This is a genomic window from Pseudoalteromonas sp. A757 (genome assembly GCF_004103285.1).
Lineage (GTDB): Bacteria > Pseudomonadota > Gammaproteobacteria > Enterobacterales > Alteromonadaceae > Pseudoalteromonas > Pseudoalteromonas galatheae.
The window spans coordinates 1-15,701 of record NZ_QNQN01000072.1 but is presented as its reverse complement, the minus strand read 5'-3'; the positions used below and the strand labels follow the sequence as shown (position 1 = coordinate 15,701).

Here is a 15,701-nt window from a genome sequence, read left to right as displayed (position 1 = left end):
GCAAAAATGCTGGCATGATTTTTTAGGTTAAAGAATGGAATTAGTATTACCTGAACACATTAAGTTTAGTCAAAGCTTGGCTGCTCCAATCGACGTCAACTTGAGTGATTCCTGCGCTCAAGGCGTCACGCTCGGTGAACTTATTGAGCTTAGTGGCGGCAAAATGCCAGACATTGAACTGGGTTACAATCCGATTGCGGGCAGTGAAGGGCTAAAAGCGGCGATTAAAGCTTATCATCTGCCGACGACTGTGTGTGTAGATCTTAATCAAATCGTGACGTTTAACGGTGCTCAAGAAGCTATTTTCACGACGATGGCGCAGTTACTAGAGCCACAAGATGAGGTGGTGGTCTGCACACCAAGTTACCCATCGCTTGCAACACTCCCCAAACAGTTTGGCGCTATCGTCAACACCGTGCCATTGCGAGAAGAGAACAACTGGCAGTTTGATATAGAAAGACTCAAAAACGCAGTGACGACAAACACCAAACTCATTATCGTCAACGCTCCTCATAATCCAACGGGCACAGGTTTGACTGACAATGAAGTTGGACAAATACAACAGCTGGCAGAGCAGTGTGGTGCTTACATTTTAAGTGATGAGGTATCAGCACAGAGCCATGGCGATGACCGCGCAGTAAGTGGACGGTTTTCGGCTTATCCGCGGTCGATTACGTTAGGCGTATTATCCAAAAGTATGGGCTTGCCTGGGATCCGAGTAGGGTGGGCAATTTGCGGTTCGAAAGCACTAGCAAATGCGCTGCTGGCCGGTAAAAGCTACTTAAGCATTTGTGGCAGTAAAGTGGACGATTTATTGGCGACGACCGCATTACTGCATAGTGAAACTATTTTAGCGCATAATGCGAGCATCATTGCAAATAACGTTCAATTGATACGTGAATTTGTCAGTTTATACTCGCAAAAAGTAACTTGGGTTGAGCCACATGGCGGGGTGTTGTCATTGCTGAAGATTAATTCAGTAAGAGATTCTGAAAAGTGGTCACGTCAATTTGCAGAGACCTCGAACACGCTATTGTTACCCGCAAAGTTATTTCTATTGGAGAGTGAGTGCCATTTCCGTTTAGGTACGGGTAAGCGCAACTTTGCCGCTGGTTTGGTAAGGCTTGAAACATACCTCAGTGACTAGATTAATCCAGCATTCAAACTAAGCGTCTATGATAGGTCGTGTTATTTTAATTTAATGCAGGAAAGGAAAAACCTATGGTAAACGTTAAACATTTAATGGCTGGCTTTTTGGCCGTCATGCTTAGTGCATGTGCTTCAATGGGTGATGGTGACAAGGTTGAAAAGCAACGTGCCATCCTAGATATGAAAAACGATGTACTTACTCAGCTTTACAGCAAAAAGCCGGATACACGCTCGCAACTAGCGGCAGCTCCGGGCTATGCTGTTTTTTCTAATGCCAATATTAATCTGTTATTTGTTGCTGCTGGAACAGGTTACGGTGTCGTACACGATAATACAGTGGGAAGTAACACTTATATGAATATGGCTGAAGGTGGTGTCGGCCTTGGTCTAGGTGTAAAAGATTATCGTATTGTGATGGTATTCCATACTCCTGAAGCAATGAATAAGTTTGTTACGTCAGGTTGGACGTTTGGTGGAAATGCAGATGCTGCAGCTAAAGCCGCTAAAAAGGGCGGGTCGGTAGAAGGCGAAGCCTATTATGGCGATGTTACTGTGTACACCTTTACTGAAAGTGGTTTAGCACTGCAAGCAACAGTAAAAGGCACTAAATTTTGGAAAGATAAAGAACTAAATTAAGATGATGTAATAATGACTTTAGAGAAAAGCCCCGTAAATCGGGGCTTTTCTTTGATTACTTGCTTACCTCTTCGGCGCTGAGGCTTTTCTCAAAGCGCCTGTTTAGCAACTGGCAGACGATGTTCAGCACAATGGCAGCGAACATAAAGCTCGAGAACGGCATAGGTGACTCAGGAACCGCGAGCGCAAGTAAAGGGCCGACCAAAGCGCCACTACCAAATCGTAGCGTGCCTATCACCGCGGTAGCGGTACCGGTTTGATGTTCAAAACTCAGTAATATCAGCGCATCAGCGTTGCTGGCAATGATCCCCAAACTCATCATCAAAGGTGCAATGGCAGAAGCTAACACCCAAACCGAGACGGATTGGCTACTGAGTATGACCAAGAGTGTGGAACAGACAACACCAATCGCAAGACCGATATTGAGCATTTTTCTAGAACCAAGCCTTGGTACTAAACGCGTGTTGGCAAAGTTACCAAGCATCAATGCAATCACATTCATGGCGAATAACACTCCAAAAAGCTGTTCCGACACACCATAATACTCAAGATAAATAAATGAAACTGAGGTTAAAAAGCAAAAGAATGCAAATGATGCCAGCATTGAAGAAAGAATATCGTAGCGGGCCTTCTTTTGTGTTAACACAATGCGGTAATTTTTTAAGAAAAACGATAAGCTAAGCGGTACATCGGCGTTGGTTGGAATTGCAATACAGAAAAACTGTAATGCGATGATAACCAATACTGCATAAACCGCTAAAAACCAAAAAATGGCGTGCCAATCAAAGTACAACAAGATCAACGCACCAAGTGAGGGGGCAATAAGTGGCGCGATCATCATGATCATCGACACATAAGACATCCCTTTGGCTGTATGCTCTTTGTAATAATAGCGGATCACGCCTGGTACAACAACAGTCGCTGCGGCACCACAAAATGCTTGAACGACCCGCAAGAAGCAAAACATATCAATGTCATTTGTTAGTGCAAGCCCAATTGATGATGCGGTAAACCCGACTAAACCCCAAATAGCTAACGTCTGCCTTGAGAATCTATCTGCAAGGGGGCCGAACACCATCATGCCGACAGCATAGCCTGCCAAATAACTACTAAGAGAAACCTGCACTTGCTCGAGCGGGCTATTCAAGCTGTCTGCAATCGCGAGCATCGCAGGTAGGTACAAGTCGATGGCTAATGGTGTTATCGCAACAATACTAGCCAGTAATGGCAACAGTATTGCGGGGAGTGTTGATGACTTCATATGTTGGTATTGTTACCTTGTTAATGTTAAGCAGAATAAATACACCAATCAGAGACGCTTTATATGGAGATGGTACTCGATGCACTGGAGTAGAGCAGCGAAAAGACGGCGTTGTGATCAGCAGAAGTTCATGAAAAATTTTTTATATTGTACTAAGTTAGTCTCGTTAAGTGACGAAATTGCGGTAAACTTAGAGAAACTTAAGTTGTAAAAAAGAAAAGGAACAAGTTATGAAAAAACTGGTTCTCGCGATAGCCGTAGCGGCAACGCTTGCCGGTTGTAAAACATCGCCTACCGGACGCACTCAGTTAGCGCTCTATTCAGAGCAGCAAATGGACCAAATGGGTGTTGCGAGCTTTGAACAAATGAAGCAAGAGCAAAAAGTCGATACTGATGCTAAAACCAATCGCTACGTTAAGTGTATTGCAAATGCCTTAATAGCACAACTTCCAGCAAACTACGCAAACCAGCAATGGGAAGTCGTAGTATTTGAAGATGACTCTGCCAATGCATTTGCGCTACCCGGCGGTAAAATCGGAGTTCACACGGGGATTCTCAAAGTTGCAGAAAACCAAGATCAACTTGCGGCGGTTATGGGTCACGAAGTAGGGCATGTTATTGCCGAACACGCTAATGAACGTGTTTCGCAAAACAGTGTGTTGCAGTTTGGTCTGCAAGCAGGTGCAGCGGTACTTGAAATGAATAATGTCGAATATCGCAATGCCATTATGCAGGGATTAGGTCTTGGTGCACAGTACGGTGTAGCACTGCCATTTAGCCGCTCTCATGAAAGCGAAGCGGATGTTATCGGCTTAGATCTAATGGCTAAGGCAGGCTTTAATCCTGAAGGCTCTGTTGCACTTTGGCAAAATATGGCGAAAATGAGCGAACAGCGTCCACCAGAATTTATGTCGACGCACCCTGCGCCAGAAAACCGAATTAAGCAATTACAAGCCAACATGACAACAGCCCAAACAACCGCTAACAAAGCGCGTGCGGGTGGATTTACACCAAGCTGCAAACGCTAATTTCTCAAAACACCAATTACACTTAAGTTAAGTGTAATTGGTGTTTCCTTCTGTCTCACACAACAGCATAAATAGCCGTAATTCTAGCTCAAGTTGATGATAGTTGGGCTCCATGTGCTGACAAAGCTTGTAAAACGCTTTGTTATGGTCTTTCTCTTTAAAGTGCGCTAGCTCGTGTACAACCAATGCTCGTAACACCGCCTCGGGAGCGTGTTTTAACTGCGCTGCGATGTGTATTTGGTGCGACGTTTTTTGTTTTTGCCCGTGCCGTGTGGTTTTGAACGTATGTGTTCCTAACGCATTCAATACCATATTGTTGCGCTTCTCAAACTTGGCCTGCGATACCCGTGGGGTATTTTTTAAGTACTGTTGTCTTAATCCTTCTACATATTCGTAAAGTAGCTTATCGCTTTTTATCTGATGCGGTTCAGGATAGCGGCTTTTGAAAAACACACTGAGTCGTTTGCTCTCTATTAACTGAGTGACTTGAGTTTGGACTTGTTCGGAGTAGTTTAAAAAATAGGGATGGGACATTAAAACAGCGCCTCTTGCTTTGCTTCTTTTTCAGCGGGGAATGGATTGCTTACTTGATGATGTATCTCTAAATCAGCAATAAATTGTCTTGCTAAAAATGGCGCATCAAAATTGTCTGCGGTATGGAAAAACACATAAGGTGATTTACCTTCACTGAGCCATTGATTGAGTTTAGTTAACCAAGGCTGGTAAAAGTCTCTATTAGACTCCAGCTGAGAGCAACCAACAAATCGCAGAATTGGGCTGTCTCCTGTAGCAATAGCATGTACAGGCAATCGCGGCTTTTTTTGTTGTGCATCTACTATCGCAGGGGTACTGGCAGGCTCGCTAAAGAGTGCGCGAGTATCCATCACGATGCGATTGTAGTTATTTTCGATTAAATATTGGTTGTATCTGCGCTCAGCATCACCTTTACGATAAAAGTCCCAATGTCGTACTTCAACACCAACAGTTAGTGATTTGGGCAACCAAGATAAAAATTGTCGCATTTTATTTATATGTTCAGGCGCAAACTGCGCAGGTAATTGCAGCATTAACACGCCCAATTTAGGGAACAACGGTGCCATGTTTTTACACCAAGTCAATAATTCATCTTGGCAGTGGCTAAGTGCCATTTCATGACTAAAACGCTTAGGAATTTTAAACGTAAAGCGAAAGTCATCAGGCACTTGTTCTAGCCATTTTAATACGGTCTGCGGATTTGGATCGGCATAAAAAGTCGTATTACCTTCAACGCTATTAAAAATTTGGCCATACTCTTTGAGCATATTTGTGGCGCTACAATGGCTGGAAAATACTCGACCTTTCCAGTGTGCGCTACTCCATTGTGGGCAACCCAGATACAACATAGTGATCAAAACAACGATTAAATGTGTGAATAGTGTATCAGATCCTTAGATTGAGGATGACAATGCAGCGTATTTTTATATAATTGGCGGTTATTGAAAATGAGTCTTAGCGACTGGCTTACCAATACTGTGAATTCATATTGTGTGGTGAGAAGTGATTAGTCGTAAGAGCAAACTGGACTGACAGGAATTTTATGCGCTCTATATACTGCGGAAAACTAAATAAGAGCCATGTAGATCAGGAAGTTGAACTATGTGGTTGGATCAATAAACGTCGTGACCTTGGCGGCCTAATCTTTGTCGATTTAAGAGATAGAGAAGGGCTTGTGCAAGTGGTATTCGATCCTGAAGTGGAAGGCTTAATGGATAAAGCGAATACGTTGCGCCAAGAGTTCTGTGTTCAGATCAAAGGTGTTGTCCGTGCGCGTCCTGAAAGCCAAGTAAACAAAGACATGGCAACCGGTGAAGTTGAGATCTTAGGCACTGGCTTAACCATTATCAACCGTTCAGAACCATTACCGCTTGACTTCAATCAGCAAAACTCTGAAGAGCGTCGTCTTAAGTACCGTTATTTAGACCTACGCCGTCTAGAAATGAGCGATCGCATTAAGATGCGTGCTAAAGCGAGTAGCTTTGTGCGTCGTTTCTTGGATGAAAATGCATTCTTAGACATTGAAACGCCAGTACTAACGAAAGCGACACCTGAAGGTGCACGCGACTATCTAGTACCAAGTCGTGTTCACAAAGGCAGTTTCTATGCGCTACCGCAGTCGCCGCAGCTATTTAAGCAGCTACTAATGATGTCTGGTTTTGACCGCTACTATCAAATCGTAAAGTGTTTCCGTGATGAAGACTTACGTGCCGATCGCCAGCCAGAGTTCACTCAGATAGATATCGAAACGTCATTTATGAGCTCAGATCAAGTTCGTAGTGTGACAGAAAAAATGATCCGCGAAATGTGGCAGTCTTTCCTAGACGTTGATTTGGGTGAGTTCCCAGTGATGCCGTACAGCGAAGCGATGAGCAAATATGGTTCGGACAAACCAGACCTACGTAACCCGCTTGAGCTTATCGACGTTGCAGACATCGTAAAAGACGTTGAATTTAAAGTACTGAGCGGCCCTGCGAACGACGAAAAAGGTCGTGTTGCAGTACTGTCAGTGCCTGGTGGCGCACAACTTTCACGTAAGCAAATCGATGAATACACTAAGTTTGTAGGTATTTATGGTGCGAAAGGCCTGGCATGGATGAAAGTAAACGACCGTGATGCTGGTATCGAAGGCGTACAGTCGCCAATTGCTAAGTTCTTGAACGAAGAAGTGATCAATGCACTGCTTGAGCGCACAGGCGCAAACACAGGTGATATTATTCTATTCGGTGCAGACAAGCGCAATACCGTAAATGAAGCGATGGGCGCGCTACGTCTGAAGATTGGTCTTGATTTAGAAATTACTGATCTTAATAAGTGGGCACCACTTTGGGTAGTTGACTTCCCGATGTTCGAAGAAGACGACGAAGGCAACCTACACGCGGTACACCACCCGTTTACTGCACCTAAGGGCGTAAGTGCTTCGGAACTTGAAGCAAACCCAGCAGGTACACTTTCTGATGCATACGATATGGTACTTAACGGCTACGAAGTAGGTGGCGGTTCGGTTCGTATTCACAACAACGAAATGCAGCAGGCAGCGTTCAGGATCCTTGGCATTGAAGAGTCTGAGCAGCAAGAGAAGTTTGGTTTCTTACTCGATGCTCTGAAGTATGGCACGCCTCCACACGCAGGTTTGGCATTCGGTCTTGACCGTTTGGTGATGCTACTGTGTGGCACTGACAACATCCGTGACGTTATTGCGTTCCCGAAAACAACGCAAGCGTCGTGCTTGATGACGGATGCACCAAGCCCTGCAAATCCAGATGCGCTAAAAGAGCTTGCTATCTCAATAGAAAAGCAGTTGGTAGAGCAAGGTGAGGGCGAGTAAGTTCGTCAACCTGATGTAAAAGAGGCGGCTTAGGTCGCCTTTTTTGATCTTATATACTAGCTTATAACTGGTAATCTATACAGTATTTTGGCATTATAACCAAAAAATCAAGAGACGATGCGTTTGGCTGTCATTTTAGGAATTGATCCGGGGTCAAGATTTACAGGCTATGGTGTGATTGCTCACCAGGGTGCAAAGTTCCAATATTTAGGGAGCGGTTGCATTAAAGTTGGTGAACATGACTTTCCCACTCGATTAAAAATGATCTATCAAGGGATCACACAGCTCATAGAGCAGTTTTCACCGAGCGACTTTGCGATTGAGCAAGTGTTTGTTGCGCATAATCCAAGTTCAGCCTTAAAACTTGGTCAAGCGCGAGGTGCGGCCATTGTTGCGGCGACCATGCAGTCAGTGGTCGTGAGTGAATATTCGGCAAGACAAGTTAAACAAGCCGTTGCGGGTACCGGTGGTGCAGACAAAGCCCAAGTACAGGAAATGGTAAAGCGCATATTAAAATTGCCTGGCACACCCCAAGCTGACGCAGCAGATGCGTTGGCTGTGGCGATTTGTCACGCGCACTCAAGGCAAAACTTAATAAAAATGGCAGGCGCAGCGCGTAAAACCGTAAGAGGAAGGTTGAGATAACCATGATAGGAAAATTAAGCGGAACACTGTTAGAAAAGCAGCCACCAGAAATATTAATTGATGTTGCAGGTGTAGGTTATGAAGTACAAATGCCTATGACTTGTTTTTATGAATTACCAAGCGTGGGCGAGCCGGTTTCAGTATTTACCCACTTTGTGGTGCGTGAAGATGCGCAGTTACTGTTTGGTTTTAATACCAAGATCGCACGTGCATTGTTTAGAACGTTAATTAAAGCAAACGGAGTCGGTCCTAAGCTCGGTCTTGCAATTTTGTCGGGTATGTCTGCAGAGCAATTTGTTAGCTGCGTGAATCATGGCGATGCAACTACTTTGGTTAAGATCCCTGGAGTTGGTAAAAAAACCGCTGAGCGTTTAGTACTTGAAATGAAAGATAAGTTAAAAGACTTTGGCAATGACTTACTCACACCGTTTAGCGATGCCGCTGTACTTGCGCCGCAAGAGCATCCGACGGTAAGTGATACCCCAGCAGATGAAGCGATTGCAGCCTTAATGGCATTAGGGTATAAACAAGTTCAAGCACAAAAAGCGGTAAAAGCCGTAAACAGAGAAGGCATGACGACCGAGAGTATCATTAAAGATGCTCTTAAATCGATGATGTAACTATGATTGAAGCAGATAGATTAATTGAACCTGAGATCCAAGGTAATGAAGATTTAGTTGACAGGGCGATTAGACCTAAACTACTGAACGATTATACCGGTCAGCCGCATGTTAAAAAGCAAATGGAAATCTTTATTGCGGCGGCGCGTTCAAGGCAAGAAGCCTTAGACCACTTGCTGATTTTTGGTCCCCCTGGTTTAGGTAAAACTACGCTTGCGAACATTGTTGCAAACGAGCTTGAGGTGAATATTAAAACCACCTCGGGACCTGTGCTTGAAAAAGCGGGAGATTTGGCCGCATTGCTCACTAACCTTGAAGAGGGGGATGTGTTATTTATTGACGAGATCCATCGTTTAAGTCCTCAGGTAGAAGAAATTCTCTATCCTGCAATGGAAGACTACCAATTGGATATCATGATAGGCGAAGGTCCTGCTGCACGTTCAATTAAACTGGATTTACCGCCTTTTACTTTGGTTGGCGCAACGACACGTGCCGGTTCGTTAACCTCACCATTGAGAGACCGTTTTGGTATTGTGCAGCGCTTGGAGTTTTACTCGATTGCGGACTTGTCTGCGATTGTTACTCGCTCAGCGTATCACTTAAACTTGGAGATCAGCGAGTCGGGCGCAACTGAAGTAGCGCGTCGAGCACGCGGTACACCACGAATAGCAAATCGTTTACTACGCAGGGTAAGAGACTTTGCTGAAGTGAAGGGCGATGGCTCTATCACTGAAGAGATTGCGCACTTAGCGCTGGATATGGTCGATGTTGATAAATGTGGCTTCGATTATATGGACCGCAAATATCTGCTAGCAATCATTGAAAAGTTTACCGGTGGCCCGGTTGGTCTGGATAACCTCGCTGCGGCAATTGGAGAAGAAAAAGAAACCATCGAAGATGTGATAGAGCCATTTTTAATCCAACAAGGTTTTATTCAACGCACGCCAAGAGGACGTATTGTCTCTGACAAAGCCTACATGCATTTTGAGCTAAGCAAGCCAGAATGATCTAAGTTGGGTAATAAACACCTTTATTCTTCATAATAGCCGAGTATTAACTCGGCTATTTCATTTCTACACTCACTTATTGCAAATCGCGTTTGCACAAATCCATTATTTTGTGTCAGCTAAATTCAAGCAAGATCCATCATTGCTGAGGTAACTTACCTGTGTGGGTTATATGTTGCTTAAACAATTTGTAGATTGCCTCGTCTTTTAAGCCAAACACTAAATAAAAACCGCAAAATGACCGAGTGTTAAAGAAAGCGTGGAGCGTAATGTTGAGCTTGTGCCAAATTTCGGGCAAAAAAAAGCCCGCAAATAATGCGGGCAAAACAACAAGTTGAAGGAAGTAATCCAGGGAACAAGATGAGTTACTTTGGGTTTTATCCACAAAATGCGTCATCTAAGCAATACGAAAAATCAGAATCCTATTGCAAGTAACTGTGCTTGCTGAAACTTCAGCTGCTCGCTCAGTACAGGGTGTATATTAAAGAGGTTTTGGCTTTTCATCAAACTAGAAAAATTCTTTTTTCGGATAGAAAAAACTAATATCAAATTTTTTTTCAAGCTCAAAAAGTGAGCTTAAATGTGTCAGTGTATTTGTATAAGCTTATGTAAAATATAGGTTTGTATGTTAAATGCGCAAATTGTAAATATTAGATAATCTGTTGTTAATTGGTAAGACCAATCTATTTTGTGGGGTTTTATTCTCTATTTGTGCATAAAACTCCTATTTTATGCAGTTTTCAGTCATATTTAGAGGCTGTGATGGAGATTGTTGGATTTGCTTAAGTTTGGGTAAAGCAAAGGGAGTTAAACTGTCCTGGTCTATTTATCGTCAAATACAATGAATTCGCAGTATTGAGATTGTAAGGTATTTGTAGTGTGGTTAAACTAGCTGAACCTTTTGGTAGTAAATCTAGTCTATCTCTAGATATTGCTCGGTAGAGCGTAAAAATATAAATGGCTACCATTGCCGAAACACTTTTGGGAGTATAATAACGTGGAATCGGGACTAAATTTTGTCGATCTAATTTTAAAAGCCAGTTTTTTGGTACAACTTGTTATGTTGACCCTGGTGGGATTGTCTATTGCTTCTTGGGCAATTATTTTTCAACGTAAAACTGTCATTTCTCAAGCCCAAAGCCAATCAAAGAATTTCGAGCAAAAATTTTGGTCCGGTATGGATCTTAGCAAACTCTATAATGAAATAGCTGCAAGGGCTGGTAGTGCAACAGGATTAGAAGCGTTATTTGTATCCGGCTTTAAAGAATTTGCAAAGCATAAAAAAGGCAATATCCAATCTCCTTCGATTGTTGTTGAAGGAACTCACCGTTCAATGCGTGTCGCGCTTTCTCGTGAAATTGAAAAGTTAGAATCAAGCCTCTCTTTCTTAGCGACAGTTGGCTCTATTAGTCCTTATATCGGTCTATTTGGTACGGTTTGGGGTATTATGAATGCGTTCATCGCGCTCGGTGAAGTGAAACAAGCGACACTGCAAATGGTTGCTCCAGGTATTGCTGAAGCGTTGATTGCGACAGCCATGGGTCTGTTTGCGGCAATTCCAGCGGTTATGGCCTATAACCGATTTGCCAAAAATGTAGAAAAGCTCGAAACTCAGTACATTAACTTTATGGAAGAGTTCGCTAATATTCTTTATCGTCAGGCTGCAACACAAGTAGAGGCAAAACAAAATGTATCAGCGTAAGAGACGTCGTCCCGTCGCGGAGATCAACGTCGTTCCTTATATTGATGTTATGTTGGTGTTGTTAATCATCTTTATGGCAACGGCTCCACTTATCCAGCACGGCGTAAAAGTAGACCTACCTCAGATGGAAGAGTCTGAATTGGTTGAAACCAAAGACTCGCCACCGATTATTGCCACCATTGATGCTGAAGGTCGCTATTTTGTGACTGTTGGTACAGACCCTGAAGCGCCAATGGATGCAGTAGAAGTAGCCGCAGTGATTAAACTTAAGTTAGAACAAAATCCAGATACTCCTGTAATGATTAAAGGTTCAGGCAGAGTGTCGTATCAAGAAGTCCTTTATTTAATGGATTTCTTGAAAAAAGCGGGTGTTCCTTCTGTTGGCCTAATGACTAAATCATTTGAGGATGAGTAATGAGTTCATTATCTAGCAGTGTAGTTAAGTCAGTATTGCTTCATGGTGCGATTGGCGGTCTGCTATTTGCTACGGCAAATTTTCAAGTTGAAACACCTACTGTGATGGAAGTCACCTTAAATCCACAGCAAAAAGATCAAAAGCCTGAAAGGGCGGTTTCTGCGGTGTCGGTTGATCAGCAAGCGGTTGAGAAAAAGATTGCTGATTTAAAAAAGCGTGAAGAGGAAAAGCAAGCAGCTGAAGATCGCCGTATTCGAGATCTTGAGCGACGTGCACAGCAAGCCAGAAAAGACCGTGAAGCCGAAGCTAGGCGCATTAAAAAGCTGGAGCAAGAGCGTCAAGCTAAGTTGGAAGAGACTCGCCAAGCTGAGGCGCAAGCTAAACGCGCTCGCGAAATTGAGAAAAAGCAACGTGAGCAGGCTGATAAAGCGAGAGCTGAAAAAGCCGCAGCGGAAGAAGCTGCTAAAAAGGCAGCAGCCCAGCGTCAAGCTGAGGAAGATCGCTTAAGAAAGGCCGAAGAGGCGAGGAAACGTCGCGAAGCTGAGGAAAAACGAAAAGCGGAAGAAGCGGAGCGTCAACGTCAAAAGGCACTTGAAGAACAAATGCTGCGTGATCAGCTTGCTAAGGAGCAGGCAGCAAGAGCGAAGATCCGTCAACAGCAAGTCTTGAGCGAAGTGGATAAGTTTAAAGCGCTTATCATGCAACGCATTCAAGCAAACTTACTTATTGACGAAACAATGAAAGGTAAACAATGCCGAGTAAACATCCGTCTAGCCTTTAACGGCCTTGTGACGCATGTAGAGTCATTGGGCGGCGACAAACTAGTTTGTGAAGCTGCTATCCGTGCTGTGAAAATGGCAGATACTTTACCTGTTTCTAAAGATAAAGACGTGTTTGAGCAGCTTAAGAATATCAATCTAACAATTAAACCAAATTTTTAAAGGACGAACATGCTAAAGAAGTTCACAACCTTATTGCTGGTTTTTACTCTGGGCGTATCACAGTTTGCGCAAGCCGCACTTGAAATTGTGATAACAGAAGGGGTAGACAGTGCTAGACCCATCGCGATTGTGCCATTTAAGTATAATGGCACTGGTGAAATGCCGTCGAGTTTAAGTGACGTTATTTCTGCGGACCTGATGCGCAGCGGTAAATTTAAGCCCGTTGCTGAGGCTGACATGCCTCAATTACCTACAACTGACTCGGAGATTGACTACGCTGCATGGGTAGATGCGGGGGTTGAAGCGGTAGTAGTAGGCACCGTGACTCAGCAATCTGCTGGACGCTACTTGGTAAAGTATGAATTGATTGATGTGATCAGGGCACAGCTTACTGGTGGCGAAACTCGCATTATGTCAAATGGTCGCTTAATGCAAAGTGACGATCATGTACTTGAAGGACGCCAAAGTATTGTCAGCAGCACAGGCTTTAGAAACTATGCGCACCAAATTAGCGATGTTGTATACGAAGCTTTAACAGGTGAAAGAGGCGCATTTAGAACTAAGATCGCCTACGTCATTGTACGTGACGGCCAAGATAAGCCATACCAGTTAGTTGTTGCCGATTATGACGGTTACAACGAACAGGTGTTATTGCGCTCCAAAGAGCCGTTAATGTCGCCTGCATGGTCGCCGGATGCAAACAAACTTGCTTATGTGACTTTTGAAAATCGCCAATCGCAAATCTATATTCAAGATATTTACACTGGAAAACGCGAACTCGTCACGAGTCACCCCGGTATTAATGGCGCACCACAGTTTTCTCCTGATGGAACTAAATTACTAGCGGTGCTCTCTAAGGACTCAGGTGGTGCGACAGAAGTCTATCTAATTGACCTAAAAACCCGTCAAGAAACACGCTTGACTCGTCACCGTAGTATAGATACTGAGCCTTCTTGGCATCCAAACGGTCAAGAAATTGTGTATACATCTGAAAGGGGTGGTAATGCTCAGATTTATAAGTTAAATTTAAAAACTGGTAGGTCTAAGCGAGTGACGTTCGACGGCGACATGAACTTAGCAGGTTCGATCACCCCAGATGGTAAACGTCTGATTATGGTTAATCGTACGCTGGGCCGTTACCACATTGCGAAAAAAGAATTAGATTCCGGGCTGTTTCAAGTGCTAACTCGTACCAGACTAGATGAGTCTCCGAGCATTGCACCAAATGGTTCGATGATAATATACAGCACCTTGCACAATAATAAGCAGGTATTGGCATTGGTGTCTATGGATGGTCGTTTCAAGGCAAGATTACCTGTCTTGGACGGCCAAGTTAAGGCACCAGCCTGGTCGCCGTTTTTACAGTAATTTTGCTGGTTAGATTTATAAAGATATAGGAATATACTCGATGCAACTTAACAAAACTCTAAAAGCCTTAATGGTCGCGTTGCCAGTGATGACACTTGCAGCATGTAGCTCATCCTCAAGTGTTGATGAGGGCGCGGCGAGCGAAAGCAATCAAGCGGCAACCAATCAAGATAACAACACTGTTGACGTAAACACTATTTCTCGTGAGAAATCTGCAGAAGAAAAACTACGCGAGAAATATGAAGCACTTCGTCAAGAACAGATCGTTTACTTCGATTTTGATAAATCTACTATTCAAAGTAAATATGCTGAATTACTTCAAGCGCACGCTGATTTCCTAGTGAAAAATCCAAGTGTAAAAGTACTGGTAGAAGGTCACGCTGATGAGCGTGGTACGCCTGAGTACAACATTGCACTAGGTGAGAGCCGCGGTAAATCAGTAGCTAAATACCTTCAAAGCCTTGGTGTTTCTGACAGCCAGATCTCTGTAGTGAGCTATGGTGAAGAAAAGCCAATGATTAAGTCACGCACAGAAGAAGCGTTCGCTAAGAACCGTCGCGCGGTATTAGTGTACTAAGAAAGAGTTATTATGAAGCCGAATACTATTTTGGCAGCATTCTTACTCATGAGCGGGAGCGCCCAAGTTTGGGCTGCTCCCGCTCCTGTTTCAGAAGCTGCAAATTCAAGTCAAACACTAGAAGAACGTGTCTCTCAACTGGAGAGCATGATGAGAACCCGCAATTTACTGCAAGCCGAGCTTCAGCAACAGCTTAATCTTTTACAAGAAGAAGTAAGCCAAGTACGCGGTGTGACAGAAGAGCAGAGCTATAAGCTTGAAAAAGTGTTGCAACGCCAACGTGAGTTGTATCAAGAGATTGAAAATCGCGTTAGCCAAGCTTACGACCAGTCAAAGTCAACCGCTGCTGTAACGCCAGATGTTACACCTGAACAAGCGTTCAGCAGTAACCTGTCTGAGAATGAGGCGTACGACCGCACAGTAAACATGATAATGAAGGATAAGCGCTACGATGCAGCGATCCCTGAGTTTCAAAGTTTTTTACAGCAGTATCCAAACTCAGTATATGTACCAAACGCACATTACTGGCTAGGTCAGCTATTCTTAATAAAATCTGACGATGGTAAAGCTAAGTCTCACTTCGCAACCGTTGTGGATAATTTCCCTGAATCGAATAAACGTCCAGAAGCAATGTTAAAGCTGGGTACTATTTTACATAAACAGGGACAAACAGCTGAAGCGAAGACACTCCTTAATAAACTGATTAAAGAGTATCCAAGTACGACTCCTGCAAAATTGGCAACAGAGCGTTTAGCGAAGATGTAATTATCACTTTTTGAGCTGAGTGCCTTAAAATTAGGCGCTTAGTCATAAAAAGTGAAAAAAACTAGCTATTTCAGTTGCACTCAAAATTTAAATAAGTATTATAAGCGCCCGCAGCAGGCGATTGGTAACAAAAAACTGCTGCGTTAAGTGGGTCATTAGCTCAGTTGGTAGAGCAGTGGACTTTTAATCCATTGGTCGATGGTTCGAGTCCATCATGACCCACCAC

At 43.6% G+C, this 15,701-nt stretch carries 17 protein-coding genes and 1 tRNA gene; 15 read left to right on the top strand and 3 right to left on the bottom strand.

Annotation, left to right across the window (positions count from 1 at the left end; all coding sequences use genetic code 11):
* Positions 1 to 34: 34 nt before the first annotated feature.
* Both DRB05_RS15690 and DRB05_RS15685 read left to right on the top strand, forming a co-directional pair.
* Positions 35 to 1,147, top strand: coding sequence for an aminotransferase class I/II-fold pyridoxal phosphate-dependent enzyme (locus DRB05_RS15690; RefSeq protein ID WP_128727765.1), 1,113 nt, complete (start codon positions 35 to 37; stop codon positions 1,145 to 1,147).
* Between the two features lie 74 nt (positions 1,148 to 1,221).
* Positions 1,222 to 1,785 (top strand): YSC84-related protein, encoded by a 564-nt coding sequence (locus DRB05_RS15685; protein ID WP_128727764.1) that lies wholly within the window; start codon positions 1,222 to 1,224, stop codon positions 1,783 to 1,785.
* Between the two features lie 55 nt (positions 1,786 to 1,840).
* Here DRB05_RS15685 and DRB05_RS15680 read toward each other — a convergent pair whose 3' ends face one another.
* On the bottom strand, positions 1,841 to 3,046 hold the full coding sequence (locus DRB05_RS15680; RefSeq protein WP_128727763.1) for a Bcr/CflA family multidrug efflux MFS transporter: 1,206 nt from the start codon (positions 3,044 to 3,046) through the stop codon (positions 1,841 to 1,843).
* Between DRB05_RS15680 and DRB05_RS22665 the strand changes: the two genes are divergently transcribed.
* Both DRB05_RS22665 and DRB05_RS15675 read left to right on the top strand, forming a co-directional pair.
* A complete protein-coding gene (locus DRB05_RS22665; RefSeq protein WP_161568697.1) occupies positions 3,037 to 3,180 on the top strand; it encodes a hypothetical protein in 144 nt (47 codons plus the stop codon). The genes DRB05_RS15680 and DRB05_RS22665 overlap by 10 nt on opposite strands.
* Positions 3,181 to 3,276: 96 nt before the next feature.
* Positions 3,277 to 4,074 carry a M48 family metallopeptidase gene (locus DRB05_RS15675; protein WP_128727762.1) on the top strand — a complete coding sequence of 266 codons (798 nt, stop codon included), beginning with the start codon at positions 3,277 to 3,279 and terminating at the stop codon, positions 4,072 to 4,074.
* A gap of 27 nt (positions 4,075 to 4,101) precedes the next feature.
* Here the strand turns inward: DRB05_RS15675 and DRB05_RS15670 are convergent, their stop codons facing one another.
* Both DRB05_RS15670 and DRB05_RS15665 read right to left on the bottom strand, forming a co-directional pair.
* Positions 4,102 to 4,608: a YgjP-like metallopeptidase domain-containing protein gene (locus DRB05_RS15670; RefSeq protein WP_128727761.1), complete on the bottom strand. Its 507-nt coding sequence runs from the start codon at positions 4,606 to 4,608 to the stop codon at positions 4,102 to 4,104.
* The gene (locus DRB05_RS15665) at positions 4,608 to 5,456 is read right to left on the bottom strand and encodes a DUF72 domain-containing protein (protein ID WP_161568696.1); all 849 of its coding nucleotides are present in this window, start codon (positions 5,454 to 5,456) and stop codon (positions 4,608 to 4,610) included. Before DRB05_RS15665 ends, DRB05_RS15670 begins: the two co-directional genes overlap by 1 nt.
* Before the next feature lie 194 nt (positions 5,457 to 5,650).
* On the opposite strand from DRB05_RS15665, the gene aspS reads away from it, so the two are divergent.
* From aspS to DRB05_RS15605, 11 genes are all read left to right on the top strand, one after another.
* Positions 5,651 to 7,435, top strand: a complete 1,785-nt coding sequence (gene aspS / locus DRB05_RS15660; RefSeq protein WP_128727759.1) for an aspartate--tRNA ligase — start codon at positions 5,651 to 5,653, stop codon at positions 7,433 to 7,435.
* Between the two features lie 123 nt (positions 7,436 to 7,558).
* A complete protein-coding gene (gene ruvC / locus DRB05_RS15655) occupies positions 7,559 to 8,080 on the top strand; it encodes a crossover junction endodeoxyribonuclease RuvC (protein ID WP_010605128.1) in 522 nt (173 codons plus the stop codon).
* A 2-nt stretch (positions 8,081 to 8,082) separates the two neighbouring features.
* Positions 8,083 to 8,700, top strand: coding sequence for a Holliday junction branch migration protein RuvA (gene ruvA, locus DRB05_RS15650; RefSeq protein ID WP_010377584.1), 618 nt, complete (start codon positions 8,083 to 8,085; stop codon positions 8,698 to 8,700).
* 2 nt (positions 8,701 to 8,702) lie between these two features.
* Positions 8,703 to 9,707, top strand: coding sequence for a Holliday junction branch migration DNA helicase RuvB (gene ruvB, locus DRB05_RS15645; protein WP_128727758.1), 1,005 nt, complete (start codon positions 8,703 to 8,705; stop codon positions 9,705 to 9,707).
* Positions 9,708 to 10,704: 997 nt separating this feature from the next.
* Complete coding sequence (gene tolQ, locus DRB05_RS15635) at positions 10,705 to 11,409, top strand: protein TolQ (protein WP_010605125.1); 705 nt, start codon at positions 10,705 to 10,707, stop codon at positions 11,407 to 11,409.
* Positions 11,396 to 11,824 carry a protein TolR gene (gene tolR / locus DRB05_RS15630; protein ID WP_010377593.1) on the top strand — a complete coding sequence of 143 codons (429 nt, stop codon included), beginning with the start codon at positions 11,396 to 11,398 and terminating at the stop codon, positions 11,822 to 11,824. Before tolQ ends, tolR begins: the two co-directional genes overlap by 14 nt.
* Positions 11,824 to 12,765: a cell envelope integrity protein TolA gene (tolA, locus tag DRB05_RS15625; RefSeq protein WP_128727757.1), complete on the top strand. Its 942-nt coding sequence runs from the start codon at positions 11,824 to 11,826 to the stop codon at positions 12,763 to 12,765. Before tolR ends, tolA begins: the two co-directional genes overlap by 1 nt.
* Before the next feature lie 9 nt (positions 12,766 to 12,774).
* Entirely contained in the window at positions 12,775 to 14,133 is a 1,359-nt protein-coding gene (gene tolB / locus DRB05_RS15620; protein ID WP_128727756.1) for a Tol-Pal system beta propeller repeat protein TolB, read from the top strand.
* Between the two features lie 40 nt (positions 14,134 to 14,173).
* Positions 14,174 to 14,710 carry a peptidoglycan-associated lipoprotein Pal gene (gene pal / locus DRB05_RS15615; protein WP_128727755.1) on the top strand — a complete coding sequence of 179 codons (537 nt, stop codon included), beginning with the start codon at positions 14,174 to 14,176 and terminating at the stop codon, positions 14,708 to 14,710.
* Positions 14,711 to 14,722: 12 nt separating this feature from the next.
* The gene (ybgF, locus tag DRB05_RS15610) at positions 14,723 to 15,475 is read left to right on the top strand and encodes a tol-pal system protein YbgF (RefSeq protein ID WP_128727754.1); all 753 of its coding nucleotides are present in this window, start codon (positions 14,723 to 14,725) and stop codon (positions 15,473 to 15,475) included.
* A 149-nt stretch (positions 15,476 to 15,624) separates the two neighbouring features.
* A tRNA-Lys gene (locus tag DRB05_RS15605) sits at positions 15,625 to 15,700 on the top strand.
* Position 15,701 lies beyond the last annotated feature (1 nt).